This window comes from Rhodanobacter sp. C03 (assembly GCF_002001175.1).
Taxonomy (GTDB): Bacteria; Pseudomonadota; Gammaproteobacteria; order Xanthomonadales; family Rhodanobacteraceae; genus Rhodanobacter.
Window position 1 is genome coordinate 28,901 of record NZ_MUNT01000005.1, and the last position, 21,566, is coordinate 50,466.

Genomic DNA, 21,566 nt, shown 5'->3' on the forward strand with positions numbered 1-21,566 from the left:
CACGGAGTCACCGAAAACATGAGCGAACCACGCTGGGATCGGTTGCTGTTGAATGCCACCTTGGCCACCTTCGATGGCGACGCACCCTATGGCTTGATCGAACAGGGTGCCATCGCGCTGCATCACGGTCGCATCGCGTGGCTCGACCACATGGATGCGCTGCCGGCAGCCCCACACACGCTGGCCCTGTCGGTGGAGTCGCTCGACGGCGCGCTGGTCACACCGGGGCTGATCGACTGCCATACCCATCTGGTGTTCGGCGGTGATCGGGCACGGGAATTCGACCTGCGCCTGAACGGCGCCAGCTACGAGGAGATTGCCCGCGCCGGCGGCGGCATCGTCTCCACCGTCAACGCCACCCGCGCTGCCCGCGAGGAGCCGCTGTTCGCGCAGTCGCTGCCACGCGCACAGGCGTTGCTGGCCGATGGCGTGACCACGCTGGAAATCAAATCCGGCTATGGCCTGGATCTGGACAGCGAACGGCGCATGCTGCGCGTGGCACGACGCATCGGCCGCGAACTGGGCATCAGCGTGCGCACCAGCTTCCTTGGCCTGCATGCGTTGCCGCCGGAGTACAAGGATCGGCGCGACGACTATGTGACCCTGGTCAGTGATGAGCTGCTGCCGACGCTTGCCGCCGAAGGCCTGGTCGACGCGGTCGATGCGTTCTGCGAAAACATCGGCTTCAGCCGCGAGGAAACCCGCCGCGTGTTCGAACGTGCGCGGCAGCTCGGCCTGCCGGTGAAGCTGCATGCCGAACAGCTGTCCGACCTGGACGGTGCCGCGCTGGTCGCCGAGTTCGGCGGACTGTCGGCCGATCATCTGGAACACCTGAGCGAATCCGGCATCGCGGCGATGGCGCACGCCGGCACCGTCGCCGTGCTGTTGCCCGGCGCGTTCTACGCACTGCGCGAAACGAAGCTGCCGCCGATCGCGCTGTTGCGCGAACACCATGTGCCGATCGCGATCGCCACCGACTGCAATCCCGGCACCTCGCCGCTGCTGTCGCTGCGGCTGGCTGCCGGCATGGCCTGCACGCTGTTCCGGCTGACGCCGGAGGAAGCGTTGCGTGGCGTCACCGTCAACGCAGCACGCGCGCTCGGCCTGCACGATCGCGGCACGCTGGCGGTCGGCCAGCGTGCGGACCTGGTGGTCTGGCAGGCGAAGCGCCCCGCCGAGTTGTGCTACTGGATAGGCGGATCGATGGTGCGCGAGGTCTATGTGGGCGGCGAGTCAGTGACGATCTGACGCGTCGATGCGTTGGATCAGTGCATCGACAAAGGCCACCGGCAATTCGGCCTGTACCGGCACCCGCCACCAGTGCGGCTGGGCGAACTGCCGGCATTTCACCGCGTCCTTGTCTGTCATCAGCACCGGCAGGTCCTCCGCAAAAGCCAGATCGGCGGCGGCGAACCGATGATGATCGGCAAACACATGCTCGATGACTTCGACACTCACCGCACGCAGGCTGTCGAAGAAACGCCGTGGGTTGCCGATCGCCGCCACTGCATGCACGCACTGACCGCTGAAACTGGCCAGCGATTGCCGCCGGCCGTCATCCAGCGCCACCGCGTCGCCACCAAGCAGTTGCATCGGGTATTCACCGGTTTCGGCGACACCACCATTGCAGACGCGCAGATCCACGCGCCGCAACCGGCTCAGCGGCTCGCGCAGCGGTCCCGCCGGCAACAGCCGCCGGTTGCCAAAACGGCGCATGCCGTCGATCACGCAGATCTCCACGTCGCGCGCCAGACGGTAATGCTGCAAGCCATCGTCGGCGAGCAGCACATTGCAGCCAGCGTCGAGCAGCAACCGGGCCGCTGCCGGGCGATCCCGACCCACCGCCACCGGTACGCCGCTGGCATGGATCAGGCAGGGTTCGTCACCGACGCGCGCCGGATCCGGTGCGTCGTCCAGCAAGATCGGCTCGCGCTGGCTGCCGCCATAACCGCGACTGACCACGCCAGGACGGTAACCACGGGCGCGCAAGGCTGCGACTACCGCGATGGTCAACGGCGTCTTGCCGGTACCGCCTACGCTGAGGTTGCCGATCACCACGACAGGAACCGGCAGACGCACACTGCGCAGCACGCCGGATCGATACAGCCAGCCACGCAGGCGAATCACGCCGCCATAGAGCACCATCAACGGCCAGGTCCACCACGGAGTGCGGCCACCGCCGTACCAGGCTGATTCGAGCGTATCGATCAGCGCCATCGGTGCTCCTCAGTCGCCAGCCTGTTGATCGGCGTGATCGTGGAACTGCATCCGGTGCAGCGCCGCGTACTGGCCGCCGAGCGCCAAAAGTTCGGCATGCGTGCCGCGCTCGATGATGCGCCCCTGATCCATCACCGCGATCTGATCGGCACCCTCGACCGTGGACAGGCGATGCGCGATCACCAGCGTGGTGCGGTCCTTCATCAAGCGCTGCAGCGCCTGCTGGATCAATCGTTCGGATTCGGTATCGAGCGCACTGGTGGCCTCGTCCAGCACCAGGATCGGTGCGTTCTTCAGGATCGCGCGGGCGATCGCGATGCGCTGGCGCTGGCCACCGGACAGCATGTTGCCGCTCTGGCCAATCTGGGTATGGATGCCTTGTGGCAGGCGTGCAATGAACTCCATCGCGTTGGCGGCCTCGGCGGCCGCGATGACGTCCGCTTCGCTGGCACCGGCCAGCTCGCCGTAGGCGATATTGTTCGCCACGGTATCGTCGAACAGCATCACGCTCTGCCCCACCCAGGCGATCTGCCGGCGCAACGAGGCCAGCGTATAACTCTCGTAATCCTCATCGTCCAGCACGATGCGGCCCGTCGTAGGCGCATAGAAACGCGGCAGCAGACTGACCAGGCTGCTCTTGCCGCTGCCCGAGCGTCCCACCAGCGCAGTCACCGTGCCGGGCGCGCAATGCAGGTCGACGCCACGCAGGGCCTCGAAGTCGTTGCGCGGATACGTCAAGGTGACTGCCGCGAAATGCAGATCGCCGCGCGTGCGTGCCAATTCGTGGCTGCCGTAATCGACCTCCGGCGGCAAGTCGATCACCTCGAACAGATCCTCGGCAGCGGACAGGCCACGCTGGATATTGCCCTGCACGGAGGTCAGGCGCTTGAGCGAAGGCATCATCGAGCCCATTGCCGTGAGCACGGCAAAGAACACGCCCGGCGACATCTCGCTCAAGACCTGCGGACGCGTGCCCAGAAACACCAGTGCGGCCAGGGCCGTCGCGGCCACAATCTGGATCGTGGAACTGGAGGCCGCATTGGTTGCCGCAATTTTCAGATTGAGCCGGCGGGTGTGCCGGGTAATCTCGTCGAAACGCCCAGCCTCGTGCACCTGTCCACCGTAGATACGCACCTCGCGATGCGCACCCACCGATTCTTCCACGGTGCCGGTAACCGAACCCATGCTGCCCTGGATGCGTCGGCTGATCTGCCGATAGCGCCGACTGACCACCGTGGCAACCACGGCGATCGCAGGCACCATGATCAACAGCGACAGCGTGAGGTAGGCGCTGTTGTGCAACATGACCATCAACATGAAGATCACGGTGCAGCCATCGGTCACCGCCACTTTCAAGGCATCAGTCGCCGCCGATGCAACCTGCTCACTCGTATAGGTGATGCGCGAAACCTGTTGACCCGACGGTTCCTTGCCAAAAAAGGCGGCCGGCAGTTTCAAGTAGGCGGCGAAGACATCGTGCTGCATCGTCTGCACCACATGGCGACCGATGTACGAGATGCCGTAGTCGCTCGCGAAGGTGCCGCAGGAGCGCACGATGAAGATGCCCATGATCCAGATCGGCATCCAGAAAATCAGATAGGCGTCCTTCTTGGTAAAAAGATCGTCGATCATCGGCCTCAGCAAGTTGGTAAAAATCGCCAACCCGCCACCGTCCAGGATCATGCCGACCAGCGCAATCAGGCCGATGGCCCAGTATTTTCGCGAGTAGCCGAGCAGGCGCTTGTAGACACGCCAGCTATCGGCATCCCACACCCCGGCTTTCTGGCTGCTCACTGATTCGCGCCTGGCTTGCTCGGCGTGGTGGCGATCGACAGCTTGGTGAAGCCAAGCTGGCCGAGTGCGTCCATCGCGGTCACCACGTACTGATGCGGCGTCATCGCGTCGGCGCGGATCGTCACCTGCCGCTCGCGATCGCTGCCGGCATTGCGCGCAATGGTCTGCTTGAGCGGTTCGATCCCTTCGCCCAGTACCTCGTCGCTGCCCACGTAGTAGCGACCGTCGCGGTCGATCATGATGGTCAGTGCCGGCGCCGTCATGTCGCGATCCTGCGTGCTGGCCTTGGGCAAGGTCACCTGCAGGCGCGAGTGCTGCACGAAGGTGCTGGTCAGCACGAAGAACATCAGCAGGGTCAGCAGCACGTCGATCAACGGAATCACGTTGATCTCGAAATCATCGCCACGGCGGTCGTTGCTGATACGCATCGGTGCGCGCTCAGCCGGCGCTCGGCGCGGCAGGCGCCGATGCTGCTGCCGCGCGGCGCGGACGCGCTGGTACTGCGGCGGCCGACAGGGTCAGGTCGTCGAGCAAGGCCGTCGCCTGCTTTTCCATCTCCACGCAATAGCCGGCCACGCGCGAACGGAAATAGCGATGCAGCACGTAAGCCGGAATCGCCACGGTCAGGCCCGACGCGGTGCAGATCAGGGCCTCGCCGATGCCGCCGGCCATCTTGGCCGGATCGCCGATGCCACCGGCCATCACTTCCATGAACATGCGGATCAGGCCGATCACGGTGCCGAACAGGCCGAGCAGCGGGCCGATCAGCGCGATCGTGCCCAGCGTGTTGAGGTAACGCTCCATCCGGTGGACCACATGCCGACCGGTGTCCTCGATGCGCTCCTTGATCAGCTCGCGTGAGCGGCTGCGCACGGCCAGCGCCGAGGCTAGCAACTCGCCCAGCGGCGAACCATTCGCCAGCGTTTCCAGATGGCGCGGGTCAAGCTGACCCGTACGTGCCCACTCGCGCACCTCGTCACCCAGGCCCGGCGGCAATACCGACTTGCGGCGCAAGGTCCAGCAACGCTCGAGCACGATCGCCAGGGCGACCGCCGAGCAGATCAGGATGGGCACCATCGCCCAGCCGCCAGCCATCAGAATTTCCAGCACTTTCGACCCCGTCGCACGACCTGTCAGGAAGCGCGCATGATAGCAGTCCCGCCCCGCCGTACTGCGGCAGGCGTGGCATTCCCGGCCTCACTCGCGCCACTTGTGGCAAACCATAAGTCACTCCCGCCAGTAACGTGGCTGCTGCCAGCGCCAGCCCGGCTCCCGCTGCGGCGGGGCCTCGGCCGGAAAGGCCAGCGGGATCGCCCCCTCCACCGCGGTATTGAACACCGGCACGCCGGCGTCGGCATAACGAGCGAGTACATCCGGCTTCGGGTGTCCGAAGCGGTTGCGCCAGCCCGCCGAAACGAGTGCCAGCGGCGGCTGCAGCGCAGCGATGAAGGCTGCGCTTGAGGAGGTCTTGCTGCCGTGATGCGGGACCAGCAGTACCGGTCGCATCTCCGGATCGAGCGCGGCGGCCACCTGCGGTTCAACCTTCGAGCTGATATCGCCGGTCAGCAACAGGGAGCCGCCACCGCCCTCGACCAGCAGCACGCAGGAACTGTCATTGTCCCGATCGCCTCCGCCTTCGGTTGGACTCAACACGCGAAAATGGACGCCATCCCATTGCCATGCTTGCCCGGCGACACACTGGCGCATCGGCAACTTCATCCGAGCCATGCGCAACGGCTCACCGGTATAGCGCTGCGCCTGCGGGAACGCGTTCGCGACCGCCTCGGCGCCACCGGCATGATCGTTGTCGCCGTGGCTGATCATCAGCATGTCCAGCCGCGTGATGCCCAGCGCATGAATCGAGGGCAGCACGGCCGCCTCGCCCAGATCAAAACCGGATGGATAGCGCGCGCCGGTGTCGTACACCAGCGCGTGCCCGCGAGTGCGCAAAAGTACCGAGAGCCCCTGCCCCACATCCAGCACCCAGACCTGGAACGCGCCATCGGCTGGCAACTGGCGCGGTGGCCACAGCAGCGGCAGGAACAGCAGCACACCGAACCAGCGCAACGGTATGCCGCGCGGCAGGAACAGCCACAGCGCACCCAGTACCGCCAGCAGCAAGGCCCACGGTTGCACGGTCGGCAGATACCAGTGCGCACCGGGCCAGTACGCCATCTGTTCCAGCAGCCACCACTGCGCGTGCGCCAGTTGCGCGGCCAGCCACAGCACCGGCATGGCCAGCGGCGGACACAGTCCCAGCAGCAACATGCCGCACAACGCGCATGGCACGATCACGAAGCTGACAAGCGGCACCGCGATCAGGTTGGACAACGCGCCCACCAGTGAGGCCTGCCCGAAAAACCACAAGGTCAGCGGCAGCAGCGACACCGTCATCACCATCTGCCCGGCCGACAGCTCATGCAGAAACGCCCGCAAACCGCGCCCGCGCGACTGCAGGCACAGCATCAGGAATGCCACGCCGACGAACGACAGCCAGAATCCCGCCGCCAGCACTGCCAGCGGATCGAACAGCAGGATCGCGATCATCGCCAGCGCCAGCGATTGCGCACCGCTGCTGCCGCGCCGACTGCAGCGTGCCAGTGCCACCACCGCGATCATCAGCAAGGTGCGCACTGTGGGCAGGCCGAAGCCGGCCAGCGCACTGTAGATGCCTGCCACCAGCAACGCGCCAGCTGCCTGCGCCTGCGGGCGCGGCAGCCGCAGTGCCAGCCGCGGGCACAGCACGTAGGCCAGCATCGCCAGCCAGACCCCGAACACCGCCGCCACGCCGACATGGAAGCCGGAAATCGCGATCAGGTGCGAGACCCCGTTCGCACGCGCGACTTCCCAGTCACGCTGTTCCAGCCCGCGCGTATCGCCAACCGAGAACGCTCGCAACAGCGCCGCATCGTGCGGGTCATGCACCCGCGCAACGATGCCGCGGGCGATCGCATCGCGCACACCATCGACGCACCAGTGCGGAGTTGCCAGTCGTGTGTTGCCGGGATCGTCGCGCACATAGCCGGTGGCCACGATGCCACGCTCCAGTGCCGAGCGCTCGCTGTCGGCTACTCCGGGATTGAGCAGACCGCGCGGCCGTTTCAACCGCAACAACAACTGCCAGCGGGTGCATGGTTGCAACAACGGTGCATCGTCATACCAGGACACCGTTACCCGGCCATGCAATGCAATCGGATGGCCATCCAGCGTGGCCAGCTCCACCTGCAACGTGAACCGGCTGGCGTCGCTGCCATCCTGCGGCAGATCAATGATGCTGCCGATCACAGCGATATCCTGACCTTCCAGTGCGCGCGGCAAGCGTGCATCCATCGCCGCGGCTCCATGCCATGCCGCCCAGACGATGCCGAACAGCACGCACGCCAGCCAGCGCCAGCGCGGGCAATGCCACGCCAGCAACAACGCTGCACACCACAGCAGACCCAGACACCAGCGCGGCGGCAGGCTCGGCAGCCACTGCACCAGCAGCACGCCAGCCAGCAGTGCCAATGCTGCCGTGATTGCCACCGCTCGTGCCATGCCGCGCCCCGTTCCATTGTGGATACGGTCGAGCCTAGCGCGGCGCTAGCGACATCAAGGATGAAAAGCATGTAGGCACTCGCCGCATAGGCAGCGAATGCCACGGCATAGCCGACGATCAGGCCTTCGGGCTTTCCTGCAACACGCCGTTATGCAGCACCAGGGTGCGATCCATCCGCGCCGCCAGGCGGGTGTCATGAGTGACCAGGATGAAGCTGGTGCCGATCTCGCGATTGAGTTCCAGCATCAGCGCGTATACCTGTGCGGCATTGCCTTCGTCGAGGTTGCCGGTCGGTTCATCGCCGAGCACGCAGGCCGGCTTGGTCACCAGGGCACGCGCTACTGCGCAACGCTGGCGCTCACCACCGGACAACTCCGACGGCTTGTGATGGGTGCGCGTGCCAAGACCCACCCGTTCCAGCAGGACCATGGCCTGGCGCTGTGCCTCGGCAATCGCAGTGCCGCGGATCAGCAGCGGCATGCACACGTTCTCCAGCGCGGTGAACTCGGGCAGCAAGTGGTGGAACTGGTAGATGAAACCGAGCGAGCGATTGCGCACGCGGCCACGCTCGGCATCGGAGAGCTTCGAGAGTACGCGACCATCGACCTCGACTTCTCCGGTGGTCAGCGTGTCGAGCCCGCCGATGATGTGCAGCAACGTGCTCTTGCCCGAGCCTGAGGCGCCGACGATCGCCATCGTCTCGCCGCGCTTCAGGGTAAAGCTGACGTCGCTGAGCACGTCGGTGCGCAGGCCGCCTTCATCGTAGGTCTTGGCGACATGGCTGGCGCGCAGCACGTTTTCGCCGGATTGATCGGTAGCGGAAGGGTTCATGGCGGTCTTATTCATAGCGCAGCGCCTGCGCCGGCTGCGTGCGCGAAGCGCGCCACGCGGGATAGAGGGTGGCCAGCAGCGAGAAGGCGAAAGTCAGCAATGCGGTCCAGCCCACATCGTGCCAGTCCAGCCGGCTCGGCACCTCGCTGATGTAGTAGACGTCAGGCGACAGGAACGTGACGTGGAAGGTGTGCTCGATCCATTTGATGATGCCCGGCAGCTTCCACGACAGCAGCGAGCCGAGACCCACGCCGAAACCGATTCCGACAAACCCCACCAGCACGCCCTGCACCATGAACGTGCCCATGATGCTGCGCGGCGTGGCGCCGAGCGTGCGCAGGATCGCGATGTCGGCCTGCTTGTCGGTGACCAGCATCATCAGCATCGAGATCAGATTGATCACCGCCACCAGGATGATCAGCGACAGGATCACGAACATCACCATCTTTTCCATCGACAGCGCAGCGAACAGGTTCGCGTTGGTGTCCATCCAGGTCTGCACCCGATACACCTGCCCCAGTTTGTCGGCCAGCTCGCGCGCCACCGGACGGGCGTTGAACATGTCGTCGAGACGCAGGCGGATGCCGGTGGGGCCGCTCAGACCGTTGAGCTTCTCGGCATCGCCCATGTTGACCAACGCCAGACCGGAATCGAACTGCTCCATACCCAGTTCGAACAGACCCACCACGTGGAAACTGCGCATCTTCGGCACGCCACCCATCGGCGTGGCATACATTTGCTGCACGATGACCGTCACCCGGTCACCGACGCTGACACCGAGCGTCATCGCCAGGTCCCGGCCCAGCACGATGTTCCAGCTGCCCGGGGTCAGTTCGCTCAGCGAGCCTTCGACCATATGCTTGTTGATGTCGACGACCTTCGGTTCCTGCGTCGGCTCGATGCCGCGCAGCAGCGCAGCGCTGGAACGACCGGCAGTCAAATACGCCTCGGCTTCCACGTAGGGCGCGGCACCCAGCACATGCGGGTTCGCCTCGGCGACCTGCAACGTACGTGGCCAGTCCTGTACGCTTTCGCCGACACCGGACACGGTGGCATGCGAGATCGCGCCGAGGATGCGCGACTTCATCTGGTAATCGAAACCGTTCATCACCGACATCACCGTGATCAGCGCGATCACGCTGATCGCGATGCACACGATCGATACGGTGGAGATGAACGAGATGAACTGGTTGCGTCGCTTGGCACGCGTGTAGCGCAGGCCGATGAAGAGTTCGAGCGGTCGGAACATGGGCGGGTCGCTTGTGGGGATCGCAGGGCGGGCCGCCCGGACAGGCATTATCAGGTATTCGGTGAGACCGCGCTGGGTTGGCGAAGTTGCCGGCAAGTCGGCCCCATCAGAGCCGCGGCACGGCCTCGCCCGGTTGCACCGTCGCCAGCCGCATGCGCAGACGACGACGGATATCCGCATCGCTGTTGTCCGGTGCCAGCAGCAACACCTGCGTACCCTGCTCCGCGGTCCGCAGGCGCAGCAACACGAAACCACCCAGCACCCGGAACGAAGCCAGGGTGGCTGGCACGTCCTCGTGATCAGCCAGATGCAGTGTCCAGCTGTCGTCGGCACTCCAGCCGGCAGCCGCTACCGGCGAACCTGCCGCCTTGCGGGCGGATTGCCAGGTCGCCAGCAGCACGCCGACGATCAACAGCAATTTCAGCCACAGCGCCAATGCGCACAGCACGACAGCCAGCACCGCCAGGGCAGCGACCACGAGCAACATGCGTCGCAGCAGGCGCGACGGCCGGCATTCAAAGCCGATGGCGGGCGCGGATGTCATCGATGATCACCTGCCAGTCCGTTCGTTCCGGGCGCGCATGACCCATCACCCAGTCCCACAGGTCCGGATCCTGCACATCGAGCAGTTCGTCGAACGCCTGCTGCTGCGCTTCATCGGCGTCGGCAAAGCGTTCATCCAGCCAGCCGCCGAACAGGGCATCCAGTTCGCGGGTGCCGCGACGGCTGCGCCAGCGCAGGCGCTTGAGACGTGCTTCATCCATCACTGACTCGATCGGTATCCATGAGCATCAAGTGTAGCCGCTGTACCAGAACGCGACAGGCCGCACATGGCGGCCTGTCGTTGTCGAACCATGTACAGCTTGATCAGGCCGAACGACGCTCCACCATCAGCTTCTTGATCTCGGCAATCGCCTTGGCCGGGTTCAGACCCTTTGGGCAGGTGCGCGTGCAGTTCATGATGGTGTGGCAGCGATACAGCTTGAACGGATCTTCCAGATCATCCAGCCGTGCGCCGGTGGCCTCGTCACGCGAGTCGACGATCCAGCGGTAGGCCTGCAGCAGGATCGCCGGACCGAGGTACTTGTCGCCGTTCCACCAGTAGCTCGGGCAGCTGGTCGAGCAGCATGCGCACAGGATGCATTCGTACAGGCCGTCGAGCTTCTTGCGCTCTTCCGGCGACTGCAGGCGTTCACGATCCGGTGCCGGGCTCTGCGTACGCAGCCATGGCTTGATCGAAGCGAACTGCGCGTAGAAATGGGTCAGGTCAGGCACCAGATCCTTCACCACCTGCATGTGCGGCAGCGGATAGATCTTCACGTCGCCCGACGCACATTCCGAGATCGCCCGGGTGCATGCCAACGTGTTGGTGCCGTCGATGTTCATCGCGCACGAACCGCAGATGCCTTCGCGACAGGAACGGCGCAGCGTCAGCGTGGAATCGATCTCGTTCTTGATCTTCAGCAATGCGTCCAGAACCATCGGGCCGCACGCGGCCAGATCGACCTCATACGTATCGATACGCGGGTTCTGGCCATCGTCCGGCGACCAACGATAGATGCGGAAGGTACGCGGATTCTTTGCGCCCTTCGCCGGATAGTGCTTGCCCGGCTGGATCTTGGAATTCTTGGGTAGCGTGAACTCGGCCACGGTTGCCTCTCCAGTCGAAAACTTAGTAAACGCGCTTCTTCGGCGGCACAACCTCAACCTCGTCGGTCAAGGTGTACATGTGTACCGGACGGAAGTCGAAGCTGCTCTTGCCGGCCTCGTCCACCTTGACCAGCGTGTGCTTCATCCACTCAGCGTCGTTGCGATCGGGGAAGTCCTCGCGCGCATGACCGCCTCGGCTTTCCGGACGCTGCAGGGCCGAGTGCATGGTGGCAACGGCCTGATCCAGCAAGTTGGCCAACTCCAGCGTCTCGATCAGATCGGAGTTCCACACCATCGAGCGATCGCTGACGCGGACATCCTTGAACGATTCGCGCACCGCGGAAATCTTCTCGGAACCTTCCTTCAGCGTGGTACCGGTACGGAACACCGCTGCATCGCTCTGCATGATGCGCTGCATCTCCAGCCGGATCTGCGCGGTCGGCTTGCTGCCATTCGCGTTGCGCAGCGCGTCGAACCGGGCCAGCGCCTTGTCCAGCACGTTGGTCGGCAGATCCCGGTGTGCGGTTTCCGGCTTGATCAACTCGGCGCAGCGATGCGCCACCGCACGACCGAACACCACCAGGTCGAGCAGCGAGTTGGAACCGAGGCGATTCGCGCCGTGCACCGACACGCATGCTGCCTCGCCGATCGCGAACAGGCCCGGCACGATCGCATCGACATCGTCACCCTTCTTCTGCACGACTTCGCCGTGGTAGTTGGTCGGGATGCCACCCATGTTGTAGTGCACAGTCGGGATGACCGGGATCGGCTCCTTGGTCACGTCCACACCGGCGAAGATGCGCGCCGACTCGGCGATGCCCGGCAGGCGTTCGTGGATCACCTCGGGACCAAGATGCATCAGGTTGATGAAGATGTGGTCCTTGTGCTCGCCGACACCGCGGCCTTCGCGGATCTCCATCGTCATCGCGCGGCTGACCACGTCGCGCGATGCCAGATCCTTCGCGTTCGGCGCATAGCGCTCCATGAAGCGCTCACCCTCGGAGTTGGTGAGATAACCACCCTCGCCACGCACGCCTTCGGTGATCAGGCAACCCGCGCCGTAGATGCCGGTCGGATGGAACTGCACGAACTCCATGTCCTGCAGCGCGAGGCCCGCGCGCAGCACCATGCCGCCACCGTCACCGGTGCAGGTATGCGCCGAGGTGGCGCTGAAGTAGGCACGACCGTAACCGCCGGTCGCCATCACCACCGCGTGACCGCGGAAGAAATGCAGGGTGCCCTCGTTCATGTCGAGCGCGAGCACGCCGCGGCAAACGCCTGCTTCGTCAAAGATCAGGTCGATCGCGAAGTATTCGATGAAGAACGTGGCGTCATGCGCCAGCGCCTGCTGGTACAGCGTGTGCAGGATCGCGTGGCCGGTACGGTCGGCCGCGGCGCAGGTGCGTTGCGCAGTGCCCTTGCCGTAATGCGTGGTCATGCCGCCGAACGGGCGCTGGTAGATCTTGCCTTCGTCGGTGCGCGAGAACGGCACGCCGTAATGCTCCAGCTCGATGATCGAGGGAATTGCCTCGCGGCACATGTACTCGATCGCGTCCTGGTCGCCGAGCCAGTCGGAACCCTTCACGGTGTCGTAGAAGTGGAAGCGCCAGTCGTCCTCGCCCATGTTGCCGAGCGCAGCCGAGATGCCGCCCTGCGCCGCCACGGTGTGCGAACGGGTCGGAAACACCTTGGTGATGCAGGCCGCCTTGAGGCCCTTCTCGGCCAGGCCGAAGGTGGCGCGCAGGCCGGCGCCGCCGGCGCCAACCACGATCACGTCATACAGATGTTGCTGGATCTTGTAGCTTTCCATGAACTCTCGGCCTCGCGTCTTATGGGGTCAGCGCAATGCGCAGCACGGCCAGCACGCATGCCAGCGCGCCCAGCACCGCGAGGAACTTGATCGCCACCAGCAGGACGACTTCCTTCCAGCGGGTATGCACGTAATCCTCGATCACCACCTGCAGGCCGAGCACGGCATGCCAGAACATGGTGAGCACGAACGCGATCAGCAGCAGCGCGTTCCATGGTTTCGCCACTGCCGCATGCGCCGTGGCGTAGTCGGCGTGCAGCAGGCACAGCACAGTGGCAACGAACCACACACCAAGCAACACCAGCGCCGCGGCGGTTACCCGCTGGGTCCACCAGTGACCTACGCCAGACTGCGACGAACCCAGCCCGAGGGCCGTCTTCAGCGGATTGCGCCGGTCTTTCATGACGGTGTCCTTCGTGCTCATGCCGCACCTCCGGCCATCAATACATAAGCCCACACCAGCACGGTAAGCACGATGCTGCCAGCCACCGACAGCCAGCTGGAGCGCACGAACTGGGGAATCGCATAACCGGCACCGGCATCCTGGATCAGGTGACGGATGCCGTTGCACAGGTGATAGAACAGCGCCCAGCTCCAGCCGAACAGCAACACCATGCCGACCGGACTGCCGATGATGCTCTTGAACTGGTTGAAGCTGTCTTCACCCGCCGCCAGATGCAATAAGCCGCCAACCACCAGCACGCTGCCGACGGCAAGGGCGATGCCCGTGGCTCGGTGCACGATGGAAGTCATCATCTGCACTTGCCGCTTGTAGATCTGGAGGTGCGGTGAGAGCGGTCGTTGCGTATCTGCCATGGCGGCTATCCTGTGTGGAATCGCTGATGTCCGTGCCGCACCGTCTATTGAGACTCTCCACACGCGACGACGATCGCCGCGGTGATCGCTCAGAAGTCGATGCAGCGTCCGTTCTTTTCCCAGTCGCCGTAACGGGTGGGATCAGGAGCCGGTTGCTCCACCGCAAGCTTGTCCTGCACCGGCCTGACGGGCACGGCAACTGGTTCCGTCGGAACGGAAGCAGATTGGGATTCGGCTGGGGAAGAGGTATCGGACATGGTTTTTGTTAGCCGGGAAAGGTTAATACTTGCGGCAATACAGCACAACCTCGGCCAGCCCCTGCCACTTGTGCTTGAGCCCTGTCGCCCCAACCCTTGCTGGCTTATGCCGACACCTTATCCTGCGGAAACCCTGTTGATCGAAGGCACCGACGCGATCGCGTTTGCGCAGGCCCAGTTCAGCAGCCAGGTCAACTCCCTCTCAAGCAGCCAATGGCAGTTCAGCGCATGGCTCGATCCGCAAGGTCGTGTACGCGCGCTGTTTCATCTGGCCCGACTTGCCGATGATCGGCTGCTGCTGCTGCTGCGTGGCGGCAGCGCGACAGCCATGGTCGATGCACTGCGACGTTTCATGTTCCGCTCGAAGCTCACGCTGACGGCATTGTCACCACGCGCGCTGACCACCGGTCCCGCGCAACCGATGCATGCAGTTCACGAAGATGCGGAAACACTTTCGCTCGGTTGCGGTACGCACAGCATGCGGATCACAAACGCGGATCAAGGCGACGACGCGTGGCGCCTGCCGCAACTGCACGCAGGCTGGCCATGGCTGCCCGTGCAGAGATTGAACGAACTGCTGCCACCGGCATTGTCGCTGCACCGCCTGCAGGCCGTCGCCATCGACAAGGGTTGCTATCCGGGCCAGGAAATTGTTGCGCGATTGCACTATCGCGGTGGCAACAAGCGACACCTGCATGGCGTCATCCTGTCGCAGGCAGCGAACGCCGGTGAAGTGTTGCGTCGTGATGAACGTGACATCGGTTGTCTGCTCAATGTCATCAGCAACGACAACAGCATCGAAGCTCTTGCCTTACTGAACGATGACGTTGTTGCACAGGCCAACGACGGACGTCTGAATGCATTCGACGACCATGGGTCGATTCGTCTCGTAACCACATGGCCAGAATGAATATTGCTTAGTGAATATTGCCAGATGCTGACAACAAAATTCATCATGGCACTTGCCAATTGAAGATGAGCATCAGTTAAACTCCACCTCCCCGGCACTTGCCAGCGGATTGATCCGCCACTAGAGTCCGCCGACTGAATATCGCGACATCCGAAACACGGGGTGTCGAAGTACGCGACGAACCGGATGTATCCGAATCGGCGCGACCCGGCAGCCATACCGCCGGATGGCATACCGCCTCGCATCAACGAGTGCGGAGAAGTTGCAGGCAACACGGCCCACACGGCACGCGCATCGCCAAGGCAGCACTCAATCCAGATCGGCACAGACTCCGCCGCTCTTACCGCCACAATCCCGTGGCAAAGCGTCCAGCCACAAGTTTCGGCTGCGGCGATCAATCCAGGTGGAACGGCCTGCCAGCCCGTCCACCGCAATGGCGCACAAAACCTTGCAATCCGGTTTTGCGCGTACAGCACGTTGGAGGCAGAAACATGAAACTTTCCATGCTGTTATGGCTGACATCCCTGATGCCCCAGCCAGTTGCTGACCACGCCTGCCTCGCCACCACCGTTTATCTGGAGGCCCGCAGCGAACCGACCATCGGCCAGCTCGCCGTCGCTGAAGTCGCTCTGCGGCGCCGCGATCGGGGCCAGTGGGGCGACACCGTATGCAAGGTAGTGACCGCACCGCATCAGTTTGCAACCACGACCACGTCAGGCTCGTTCGAGATCGACAATCTGGAATCCTTCAGCAAGGCATGGGCCATTGCCGGACGATCGCTCACAAACTGGCAGTTGCCGCTGGCGCAGCGCCACATGTTCGTGCCGCACGCTGATCACTTCGCAACGATCGCGATCAGCCCCGCCTGGTCGCACAACCGGCCCAGTGTCACGATCGGCGAACATGCATTTTATGCGGTGAACTGAACAAGCCCGGTCACTGAATCGCACCAAAGAAAAAGGCCATCATGTGATGGCCTTTTCTATTTTGGACGTCCATACACATGGACGTCTGTTTCATAAATACATCAGTGCGCGTAGACCAGTCCGTCACGCACCTCAACGTAGTCGCCATTGCGCACACCCGGATTGGGGCGCTGAGTCACCGTGGCATACTGGCCATTATCCAGCCGCACGACGATGCGCCATCCGTTGCCGTTGCCGTCGCTGCGCTGGCCGACCTGGTTGCCGATGGCGCCACCGGCTACCGCGCCGACCACCGTGGTAGCCGTGCGGCCATCACCCTTGCCGATCGTGCTGCCGAGCACACCGCCAGCCACCGCACCGATGATGGTGCCGAGCGTACTGTTGTTGTTGCCGTTGTTGATGTAGATCGGCTGCACATCCTGCACCACGCCACAGACCTGGCAACGAACGTTGCGATTGCCGTAGCCCCCCTGCGGCTGACCCTGGTAGCCGTAGCCGCTGTTGTAAGGCTGGGTAACGCAGCCAGCCAGCACAAGGCTGCTCGTCACCGCGGCGGCCAGGACAAACTTGCGTGTCAATGCATTCATGATCGCTTCCTTCTTCAATGGACCAGCTCAGCGAGCGTCGGATACAGCCGTCACACCTTCCTGCACCTGCACCCTGTCGCCCGGATCGTGATCCATGCGTACCGTACGGGTAACTCCGTTGTAAATGTAACGCACGTCGTAACCGATGATCCGGTTGCTGGCGTTGTCCATGGTATTGCACTGGCGTTCCACCGACGTGGTTACCTGGGGATGCTGGCGACTCGCCTCAATGCGATTGCCGGCATAGCCGCCACCGACGGCACCCGCCACAGTAGCCAGTGTATTGCCCTTGCCGCCGCCCACCATGTGACCCAGCAAGCCACCGGCAACGGCGCCGATCGCGGTACCGGCAATCCGGTGTTGGTCTTTCGGCGGCGCCGTATGCGTCACCGTCTGATCGCGGCAGACCTGGCGCGGATTGTTCACTGCCTGGTGCACCGGATCGACACTGACGACCTTGGCATACTTCACGCCATTGCCCGCATCTGTGCTGGCACTCGTATCGCCAGGCGCATCCGGCAACGCCGCAACACCACTGGCTGTGGCGCCATTGGAAGTACCGGCATCCGCATTGCGGTTACAGGCACCCAGACTCATCGCGAGTGCCGCGGCGATACCGACATTGAGTACATTGACCATCAACCTGCTCATTACCAACCTCTCCTGTTTTTTTGTGCTGCAGTAATGACGATGCGGCACGCATGGTCGCAATTACCTGCGCACACATTGAACCGCTATCCAACTGAATCAGAGCTAGCTCGACCTCGTTACATTATCTTCACGTCGAAGCCGCAGAACTCTCGGCCACTGCACGGATAGGCATCATGCCCAAGCTTGTCGACAGCCATGTCCATCTCGACGACGTCGCGTTCGCCACCGATCGCGACGCTGTGATCGCACGAGCACACGCTGCCGGCGTTGATACGATGATCGTGCCGGCGGTGGATGCAGGCAGCTGGCCACGGATCAAGACATTGTGTGCGGGGCAGCACGGACTGTTTCCGGCGTTCGGTCTGCATCCGATGTTCCTGCAGCAGCATGCGCCCGAGCATGTCGACGCGTTGTCAGGATGGCTTGATGACAACCAGGCGGTGGCAGTCGGCGAAATCGGCCTGGATTTCCATAGGGAAGAACTCGACCGCGATCTCCAGCGAGACTACTTTGCCAGCCAGTTGCAGCTGGCGACCCAGCGGAGACTGCCGGTGATCGTGCATGCACGCGGCGCGCTGGAGGAAGTGACCCTCACCCTGCGCCGCACCGGGGGGCTGAGCGGCGTCGTGCACAGCTTCTCCGGCAGCGAACAGCAGGCGCGCCAGCTGTGGGATCTGGGATTTCACCTCGGCATCGGTGGCCCGGTGACTTACGAACGCGCGCAACGCCTGCGCCGCATCGTGGCGCAGATGCCGATCGAGTTCCTGCTGCTGGAGAGCGACGCACCGGATCAGCCGGATGCCACACATCGCGGCCAGCGCAACGAGCCGGCACGCGTCGTCGAGGTCTTGCGATGTGTGGCCGCGTTGCGCGGCGAAACGGAAGCGCACGTCGCCGATGCCATCACGACCAATGCCAGGCGCCTGTTCGGTCTGGATCGGCAGGAATTCCAGCAGACCGGGCTCACCCTGGACTGACACTTGCGGATGACGGCGCACTCTTGCTACATTTATTTCACCAGTGAAATATGATTTGGTGAAATGGCCAAGCTGACAAGCTGCATCGCGCAGATGGATGAAGGCATCGAACGGGTGAGCCAGATCATTCCGCAGATGCCAGCCGTCGAGGCGCGACTGTGCCGATTGATGCTGATGGTGGGCAGCAGTCTCGAGGAAGAACTTGAGTTCAAGCTGAAGCCGCATAAACTCAACCACAGCGACTTCCTCACCCTGATGATCCTGTACAGCCGCCCGGACGGCAGTTCCACGCCGGGCGAACTGTGCGAGTTCGCCACCCAGGGCGCCACCAACATGACGCGCATCGCCAATGCGCTGGTCAAGCGTGGCCTGATCACGCGTGGCGCCAGCGCAGAGGACCGACGCCGGGTGCTGATCCGCATCACGCCGGCAGGTAAACGCTTCGTGCAGAAGATGCTGCCGCCGATGTTTCCCCGCGTCGGCGCGATGTTTGCCGACTTCACTGAAACCGACAAACGCAACCTGAACCGCTTGCTGCGCAAGCTTGCCCATAATCTCGATCAGCTGGACCCGGACGGCCAGCCATGAAGGCCAAAAAAATGAAGGCCAATGAAATGAAGAAAGTCCTGACGAAACATTTTCCATTTCACCACGCTGCCATGGCTGCAGCATTGACCGTGCTGATGGTCGGCTGCGCCATACCGACCAGGCTGAGTCACCCGACCTTGCGCGATGATGTGCCACTCGCCGGCTTGCAGGCCCCTGCCCGCGACGGCTGGCCGGACGCCGAATGGTGGCGCGCCTACGGCGATCCACAACTCGACCAGCTGATCGCGATCGCCATGCAGCACTCGCCGGATCTGGAGCAGGCACGCAGCCGCGTGGTCAATGCCGAGCAATCGGTGCGGCTCGCTGCGGCCCAGGCCGGTCTGAACGTCAATGGCAGCGCGCAATTCGAGCGTCAGCGCCTCAGCGAGAACGGCATCATCAGCCTGCTGCCGAAAACCATCGGCATCGACCCCTGGTACAACCAGAGCGATCTCGGCCTGCAGGCGAAATACACCTTCGACTGGTGGGGCAAGAAGCGCTCGAGCATCGAAGCGGCGCTCGATCAGGCGCATGCCGCCGAGGCACAACGCAGCGCCGCCGCACTGACGATCCAGAACGCCGTGGCCGATACCTATTTCGGCTGGCAGGGTGATCAGGCACGCCTGGCACTCTCCACCAAGCTGGTCAGCGCGCAGGAGCGATTCGTGCGCATCGCCGAGTTGCGCGTGACGCAGGGCGTGGATCTCGCCGATACCGCGCAGCAGGCCAAAGCCCAACTCGCAGCGGCGCGAGAGATGCATGTCGCCCTGCAGGGTTCGGCCGCCATCCGCAAGGTGGCACTGGCCTCCCTGCTCGGTATCGCGCCGGCGGATCTGCCTGCGTTGCAAACACGACCGCTGCCCGAAGTGGACAGCCGAATTCCCGCCAACGCGCGGCTCGATCTGGTTGCGCGCCGGCCCGACATTGCGGCCAGCCGCTGGCAGGTCGAGGCAGCACTGAAGCAGACTGCGGTGGCGCGCGCCCAGTTCTTCCCGGACATCGGCATCAGCGCGATGGCCGGACTGTCCAGCATCGACCTGGGCAAGCTGCTTGAAGCCGGTAGCCGTACCTTTGCATTGACTCCCGCGCTGCATCTGCCGATCTTCGAAGGCGGTCAGCTGAAGGCCAATTACGGCGTCAGCAAGGCCCAGCTGGCAGCCGCCGTAGCCGAATACAACAGCACCGTGGTCAATGCGGCGCACGACGTGGCCACCCAGGCACTCACTGCGCAACAGATCGCCGCACGACGCAAGGAACAGTCCGCGCAGATCACCGCCAACGAACGCCTGCTCGCCACCGCGCAGGCACGCGCCCATCAGGGTGTGCGCGACGCCCGCGAGGGTATCGCTGCCTCGGCACAGCTGCTGCAGCAAGAGGACGATGCCGCCAGCCTGCAGGCCCAGGCCGTTTCCACGGACCTGGCCTTGATCAAGGCGCTCGGCGGCGGCTATCACGCCACCGGCGAAATCGGCGACGCCAGCCCGACCTCCCCTTCCCCTGCAAATCCGTCCGGAGACGACGCCCATGAGCGCCACTGAGTCCGACAAGAGCCTCGACAAGACCGCTGACGACAACGACAGCGGGATGGCGGCGAAGAATCCGGCCAAGCGCCGCAAGACCCTGTTGATCATGCTGCTGGCGTTCGCGCTGATCGGCGTGATCTGGTTCCTGTTGTGGAAGCTGGTGTTTTCCACACGCGAAACCACCGACAACGCCTATGTGGGCGGCAATCAGGTGGCGATCTCGGCACAGGTGCCGGGTACCGTGGTGGCGATTCTGGCCGACGATACCCAGCACGTCGAAGCCGGCCAGATCCTGGTCAGGCTGGACAGCACCGACGCCAGCGTGCGCCTGAGCCAGGCACGCAGTGCGCTGGCACAGGCCGTGCGCCAGGTACGCCAGCAGACCGATTCCGCCAGCGGCAGCGACGCCGCGGTTGCCGCACGCCAGATCGACCTGAAGAAGGCCGAAGCCGATCTCAAGCGGCGCCTGCCGCTGATCGCCGAACAGGCCGAGGCGCCGGAGACCATCCAGCACCTGCGTGACGGTGTCGATCAGGCGCGTGCCGCCTTGACCTCCGCCCAGGCCCAGGCATCGGCCGAACATGCCTCGATCGAAGGCACTGACATCGCCAACAATCCCGCCGTTCTGCAGGCGCGGGCGAACTTCCGCGCCGCCTGGGTGGCGGCGCAACGCAATACGATCTACGCGCCTGTTTCGGGTTATGTGGCACAACGCAGCGTGCAGCTGGGCAACAGCGTGCAGGCCGGCCAGCAGCTGATGACCGTGCTGCCGCTGCACGACCTGTGGATCGACGCGAACTTCAAGGAAAGTCAGCTGCGCCACATCCGTATCGGCCAGCCCGCGAAGATCGAGGCTGATCTGTACGGCAGCAGCGTCGAATACCACGGCAAGGTGATCGGCCTGGGCGCCGGCACGGGCAGCGTGTTCTCGCTGCTGCCTGCGCAGAACGCCACCGGCAACTGGATCAAGGTGGTGCAACGCGTGCCCGTGCGCATCGCACTGGACAACCAGGAACTCGACAAGCATCCGCTACGCATCGGCCTGTCCAGCGACGTCACGATCAACATCACCGACGATCGGGGCGCGGTGCTGGCACCACAGAGCGAACATCCGGCCGTAGCCGAAACCACGGTCTACGACCAGATGGCCAGCAAGGCCGATGCCGAAGCCGATCAGGTGATCCAGGCCAACCTGAATTCCTCCGGCAGCACCGGCGGCAACCGCTTGAACTGAGACTGAGT

At 63.8% G+C, this 21,566-nt stretch carries 23 protein-coding genes; 7 read left to right on the forward strand and 16 right to left on the reverse strand.

Translation table 11 applies throughout. The annotated features are described in order from the left end of the window. The first annotated feature begins 18 nt into the window (after positions 1-18). Complete coding sequence (hutI, locus tag B0E48_RS06945; protein ID WP_077517284.1) at positions 19-1,248, forward strand: imidazolonepropionase; 1,230 nt, start codon at positions 19-21, stop codon at positions 1,246-1,248. On the opposite strand, the gene lpxK is transcribed toward hutI, so the two are convergent. From lpxK to B0E48_RS18175, 14 genes are all read right to left on the reverse strand, one after another. After that, complete coding sequence (gene lpxK / locus B0E48_RS06950; RefSeq protein ID WP_077517286.1) at positions 1,234-2,217, reverse strand: tetraacyldisaccharide 4'-kinase; 984 nt, start codon at positions 2,215-2,217, stop codon at positions 1,234-1,236. The two genes, hutI and lpxK, sit on opposite strands and share 15 nt — an antisense overlap. A gap of 9 nt (positions 2,218-2,226) precedes the next feature. Next, positions 2,227-4,011 carry a lipid A export permease/ATP-binding protein MsbA gene (gene msbA / locus B0E48_RS06955; RefSeq protein ID WP_077517288.1) on the reverse strand — a complete coding sequence of 595 codons (1,785 nt, stop codon included), beginning with the start codon at positions 4,009-4,011 and terminating at the stop codon, positions 2,227-2,229. Further along, the gene (locus B0E48_RS06960) at positions 4,008-4,439 is read right to left on the reverse strand and encodes a biopolymer transporter ExbD (protein WP_077517290.1); all 432 of its coding nucleotides are present in this window, start codon (positions 4,437-4,439) and stop codon (positions 4,008-4,010) included. Before B0E48_RS06960 ends, msbA begins: the two co-directional genes overlap by 4 nt. A gap of 10 nt (positions 4,440-4,449) precedes the next feature. Beyond that, the gene (locus B0E48_RS06965; RefSeq protein ID WP_077517658.1) at positions 4,450-5,106 is read right to left on the reverse strand and encodes a MotA/TolQ/ExbB proton channel family protein; all 657 of its coding nucleotides are present in this window, start codon (positions 5,104-5,106) and stop codon (positions 4,450-4,452) included. Between the two features lie 132 nt (positions 5,107-5,238). Next, on the reverse strand, positions 5,239-7,548 hold the full coding sequence (locus B0E48_RS06970; RefSeq protein WP_077517292.1) for a DNA internalization-related competence protein ComEC/Rec2: 2,310 nt from the start codon (positions 7,546-7,548) through the stop codon (positions 5,239-5,241). Positions 7,549-7,666: 118 nt separating this feature from the next. Further along, positions 7,667-8,380: a lipoprotein-releasing ABC transporter ATP-binding protein LolD gene (lolD, locus tag B0E48_RS06975; RefSeq protein WP_254423888.1), complete on the reverse strand. Its 714-nt coding sequence runs from the start codon at positions 8,378-8,380 to the stop codon at positions 7,667-7,669. 7 nt (positions 8,381-8,387) lie between these two features. Further along, on the reverse strand, positions 8,388-9,629 hold the full coding sequence (locus B0E48_RS06980; protein WP_077517296.1) for a lipoprotein-releasing ABC transporter permease subunit: 1,242 nt from the start codon (positions 9,627-9,629) through the stop codon (positions 8,388-8,390). 106 nt (positions 9,630-9,735) lie between these two features. Next, the gene (locus B0E48_RS06985) at positions 9,736-10,173 is read right to left on the reverse strand and encodes a protein YgfX (protein WP_077517298.1); all 438 of its coding nucleotides are present in this window, start codon (positions 10,171-10,173) and stop codon (positions 9,736-9,738) included. Beyond that, positions 10,145-10,393, reverse strand: a complete 249-nt coding sequence (locus B0E48_RS06990; RefSeq protein WP_077517300.1) for a succinate dehydrogenase assembly factor 2 — start codon at positions 10,391-10,393, stop codon at positions 10,145-10,147. The genes B0E48_RS06985 and B0E48_RS06990 overlap by 29 nt, the downstream gene beginning before the upstream one ends. A gap of 103 nt (positions 10,394-10,496) precedes the next feature. Next, positions 10,497-11,279: a succinate dehydrogenase iron-sulfur subunit gene (locus B0E48_RS06995; protein ID WP_077517302.1), complete on the reverse strand. Its 783-nt coding sequence runs from the start codon at positions 11,277-11,279 to the stop codon at positions 10,497-10,499. Between the two features lie 22 nt (positions 11,280-11,301). Next, on the reverse strand, positions 11,302-13,089 hold the full coding sequence (gene sdhA, locus B0E48_RS07000) for a succinate dehydrogenase flavoprotein subunit (protein WP_077517304.1): 1,788 nt from the start codon (positions 13,087-13,089) through the stop codon (positions 11,302-11,304). Positions 13,090-13,108: 19 nt separating this feature from the next. Beyond that, the gene (gene sdhD, locus B0E48_RS07005; protein ID WP_139350205.1) at positions 13,109-13,492 is read right to left on the reverse strand and encodes a succinate dehydrogenase, hydrophobic membrane anchor protein; all 384 of its coding nucleotides are present in this window, start codon (positions 13,490-13,492) and stop codon (positions 13,109-13,111) included. Positions 13,493-13,509: 17 nt separating this feature from the next. Then, positions 13,510-13,905, reverse strand: coding sequence for a succinate dehydrogenase, cytochrome b556 subunit (sdhC, locus tag B0E48_RS07010; RefSeq protein ID WP_077440511.1), 396 nt, complete (start codon positions 13,903-13,905; stop codon positions 13,510-13,512). 89 nt (positions 13,906-13,994) lie between these two features. Then, complete coding sequence (locus B0E48_RS18175; protein ID WP_077517308.1) at positions 13,995-14,162, reverse strand: DUF1674 domain-containing protein; 168 nt, start codon at positions 14,160-14,162, stop codon at positions 13,995-13,997. A gap of 106 nt (positions 14,163-14,268) precedes the next feature. Between B0E48_RS18175 and B0E48_RS07020 the strand changes: the two genes are divergently transcribed. Both B0E48_RS07020 and B0E48_RS07025 read left to right on the forward strand, forming a co-directional pair. Next, complete coding sequence (locus tag B0E48_RS07020) at positions 14,269-15,072, forward strand: folate-binding protein YgfZ (RefSeq protein ID WP_077517310.1); 804 nt, start codon at positions 14,269-14,271, stop codon at positions 15,070-15,072. Between the two features lie 491 nt (positions 15,073-15,563). Continuing rightward, the gene (locus B0E48_RS07025) at positions 15,564-15,998 is read left to right on the forward strand and encodes a cell wall hydrolase (RefSeq protein ID WP_254423890.1); all 435 of its coding nucleotides are present in this window, start codon (positions 15,564-15,566) and stop codon (positions 15,996-15,998) included. Positions 15,999-16,099: 101 nt separating this feature from the next. Here B0E48_RS07025 and B0E48_RS07030 read toward each other — a convergent pair whose 3' ends face one another. Both B0E48_RS07030 and B0E48_RS07035 read right to left on the reverse strand, forming a co-directional pair. Then, on the reverse strand, positions 16,100-16,585 hold the full coding sequence (locus B0E48_RS07030; protein ID WP_077517659.1) for a glycine zipper 2TM domain-containing protein: 486 nt from the start codon (positions 16,583-16,585) through the stop codon (positions 16,100-16,102). Between the two features lie 27 nt (positions 16,586-16,612). Beyond that, positions 16,613-17,236 (reverse strand): glycine zipper 2TM domain-containing protein, encoded by a 624-nt coding sequence (locus B0E48_RS07035; protein WP_077517314.1) that lies wholly within the window; start codon positions 17,234-17,236, stop codon positions 16,613-16,615. A 173-nt stretch (positions 17,237-17,409) separates the two neighbouring features. Between B0E48_RS07035 and B0E48_RS07040 the strand changes: the two genes are divergently transcribed. The 4 genes from B0E48_RS07040 (at position 17,410) to B0E48_RS07055 (ending at position 21,558) form a co-directional block, all read left to right on the forward strand. Further along, entirely contained in the window at positions 17,410-18,213 is an 804-nt protein-coding gene (locus tag B0E48_RS07040) for a TatD family hydrolase (RefSeq protein ID WP_077517316.1), read from the forward strand. Positions 18,214-18,276: 63 nt separating this feature from the next. Continuing rightward, entirely contained in the window at positions 18,277-18,801 is a 525-nt protein-coding gene (locus tag B0E48_RS07045) for a MarR family transcriptional regulator (RefSeq protein WP_077517318.1), read from the forward strand. After that, positions 18,798-20,339: an efflux transporter outer membrane subunit gene (locus tag B0E48_RS07050; RefSeq protein WP_343124595.1), complete on the forward strand. Its 1,542-nt coding sequence runs from the start codon at positions 18,798-18,800 to the stop codon at positions 20,337-20,339. The genes B0E48_RS07045 and B0E48_RS07050 overlap by 4 nt, the downstream gene beginning before the upstream one ends. Further along, complete coding sequence (locus B0E48_RS07055; RefSeq protein ID WP_077517319.1) at positions 20,326-21,558, forward strand: HlyD family efflux transporter periplasmic adaptor subunit; 1,233 nt, start codon at positions 20,326-20,328, stop codon at positions 21,556-21,558. Before B0E48_RS07050 ends, B0E48_RS07055 begins: the two co-directional genes overlap by 14 nt. Positions 21,559-21,566 lie beyond the last annotated feature (8 nt).

Excerpts from the sequence above, each read along its gene's own strand:
- hutI (WP_077517284.1), top strand. The coding sequence starts at position 19 with ATGAGCGAACCACGCTGGGATCGGTTGCTGTTGAATGCCACCTTGGCC.
- lpxK (WP_077517286.1), bottom strand. The coding sequence starts at position 2,217 with ATGGCGCTGATCGATACGCTCGAATCAGCCTGGTACGGCGGTGGCCGC.
- B0E48_RS06960 (WP_077517290.1), bottom strand. The coding sequence starts at position 4,439 with ATGCGTATCAGCAACGACCGCCGTGGCGATGATTTCGAGATCAACGTG.
- B0E48_RS06965 (WP_077517658.1), bottom strand. The coding sequence starts at position 5,106 with ATGGCTGGCGGCTGGGCGATGGTGCCCATCCTGATCTGCTCGGCGGTC.
- B0E48_RS06970 (WP_077517292.1), bottom strand. The coding sequence starts at position 7,548 with ATGGCACGAGCGGTGGCAATCACGGCAGCATTGGCACTGCTGGCTGGC.
- lolD (WP_254423888.1), bottom strand. The coding sequence starts at position 8,380 with ATGAACCCTTCCGCTACCGATCAATCCGGCGAAAACGTGCTGCGCGCC.
- B0E48_RS06980 (WP_077517296.1), bottom strand. The coding sequence starts at position 9,629 with ATGTTCCGACCGCTCGAACTCTTCATCGGCCTGCGCTACACGCGTGCC.
- B0E48_RS06985 (WP_077517298.1), bottom strand. The coding sequence starts at position 10,173 with ATGACATCCGCGCCCGCCATCGGCTTTGAATGCCGGCCGTCGCGCCTG.
- B0E48_RS06990 (WP_077517300.1), bottom strand. The coding sequence starts at position 10,393 with ATGGATGAAGCACGTCTCAAGCGCCTGCGCTGGCGCAGCCGTCGCGGC.
- sdhA (WP_077517304.1), bottom strand. The coding sequence starts at position 13,089 with ATGGAAAGCTACAAGATCCAGCAACATCTGTATGACGTGATCGTGGTT.
- sdhD (WP_139350205.1), bottom strand. The coding sequence starts at position 13,492 with ATGAAAGACCGGCGCAATCCGCTGAAGACGGCCCTCGGGCTGGGTTCG.
- sdhC (WP_077440511.1), bottom strand. The coding sequence starts at position 13,905 with ATGGCAGATACGCAACGACCGCTCTCACCGCACCTCCAGATCTACAAG.
- B0E48_RS18175 (WP_077517308.1), bottom strand. The coding sequence starts at position 14,162 with ATGTCCGATACCTCTTCCCCAGCCGAATCCCAATCTGCTTCCGTTCCG.
- B0E48_RS07020 (WP_077517310.1), top strand. The coding sequence starts at position 14,269 with ATGCCGACACCTTATCCTGCGGAAACCCTGTTGATCGAAGGCACCGAC.
- B0E48_RS07025 (WP_254423890.1), top strand. The coding sequence starts at position 15,564 with ATGAAACTTTCCATGCTGTTATGGCTGACATCCCTGATGCCCCAGCCA.
- B0E48_RS07030 (WP_077517659.1), bottom strand. The coding sequence starts at position 16,585 with ATGAATGCATTGACACGCAAGTTTGTCCTGGCCGCCGCGGTGACGAGC.
- B0E48_RS07035 (WP_077517314.1), bottom strand. The coding sequence starts at position 17,236 with ATGAGCAGGTTGATGGTCAATGTACTCAATGTCGGTATCGCCGCGGCA.
- B0E48_RS07040 (WP_077517316.1), top strand. The coding sequence starts at position 17,410 with ATGCCCAAGCTTGTCGACAGCCATGTCCATCTCGACGACGTCGCGTTC.
- B0E48_RS07045 (WP_077517318.1), top strand. The coding sequence starts at position 18,277 with ATGGCCAAGCTGACAAGCTGCATCGCGCAGATGGATGAAGGCATCGAA.
- B0E48_RS07050 (WP_343124595.1), top strand. The coding sequence starts at position 18,798 with ATGAAGGCCAAAAAAATGAAGGCCAATGAAATGAAGAAAGTCCTGACG.
- B0E48_RS07055 (WP_077517319.1), top strand. The coding sequence starts at position 20,326 with ATGAGCGCCACTGAGTCCGACAAGAGCCTCGACAAGACCGCTGACGAC.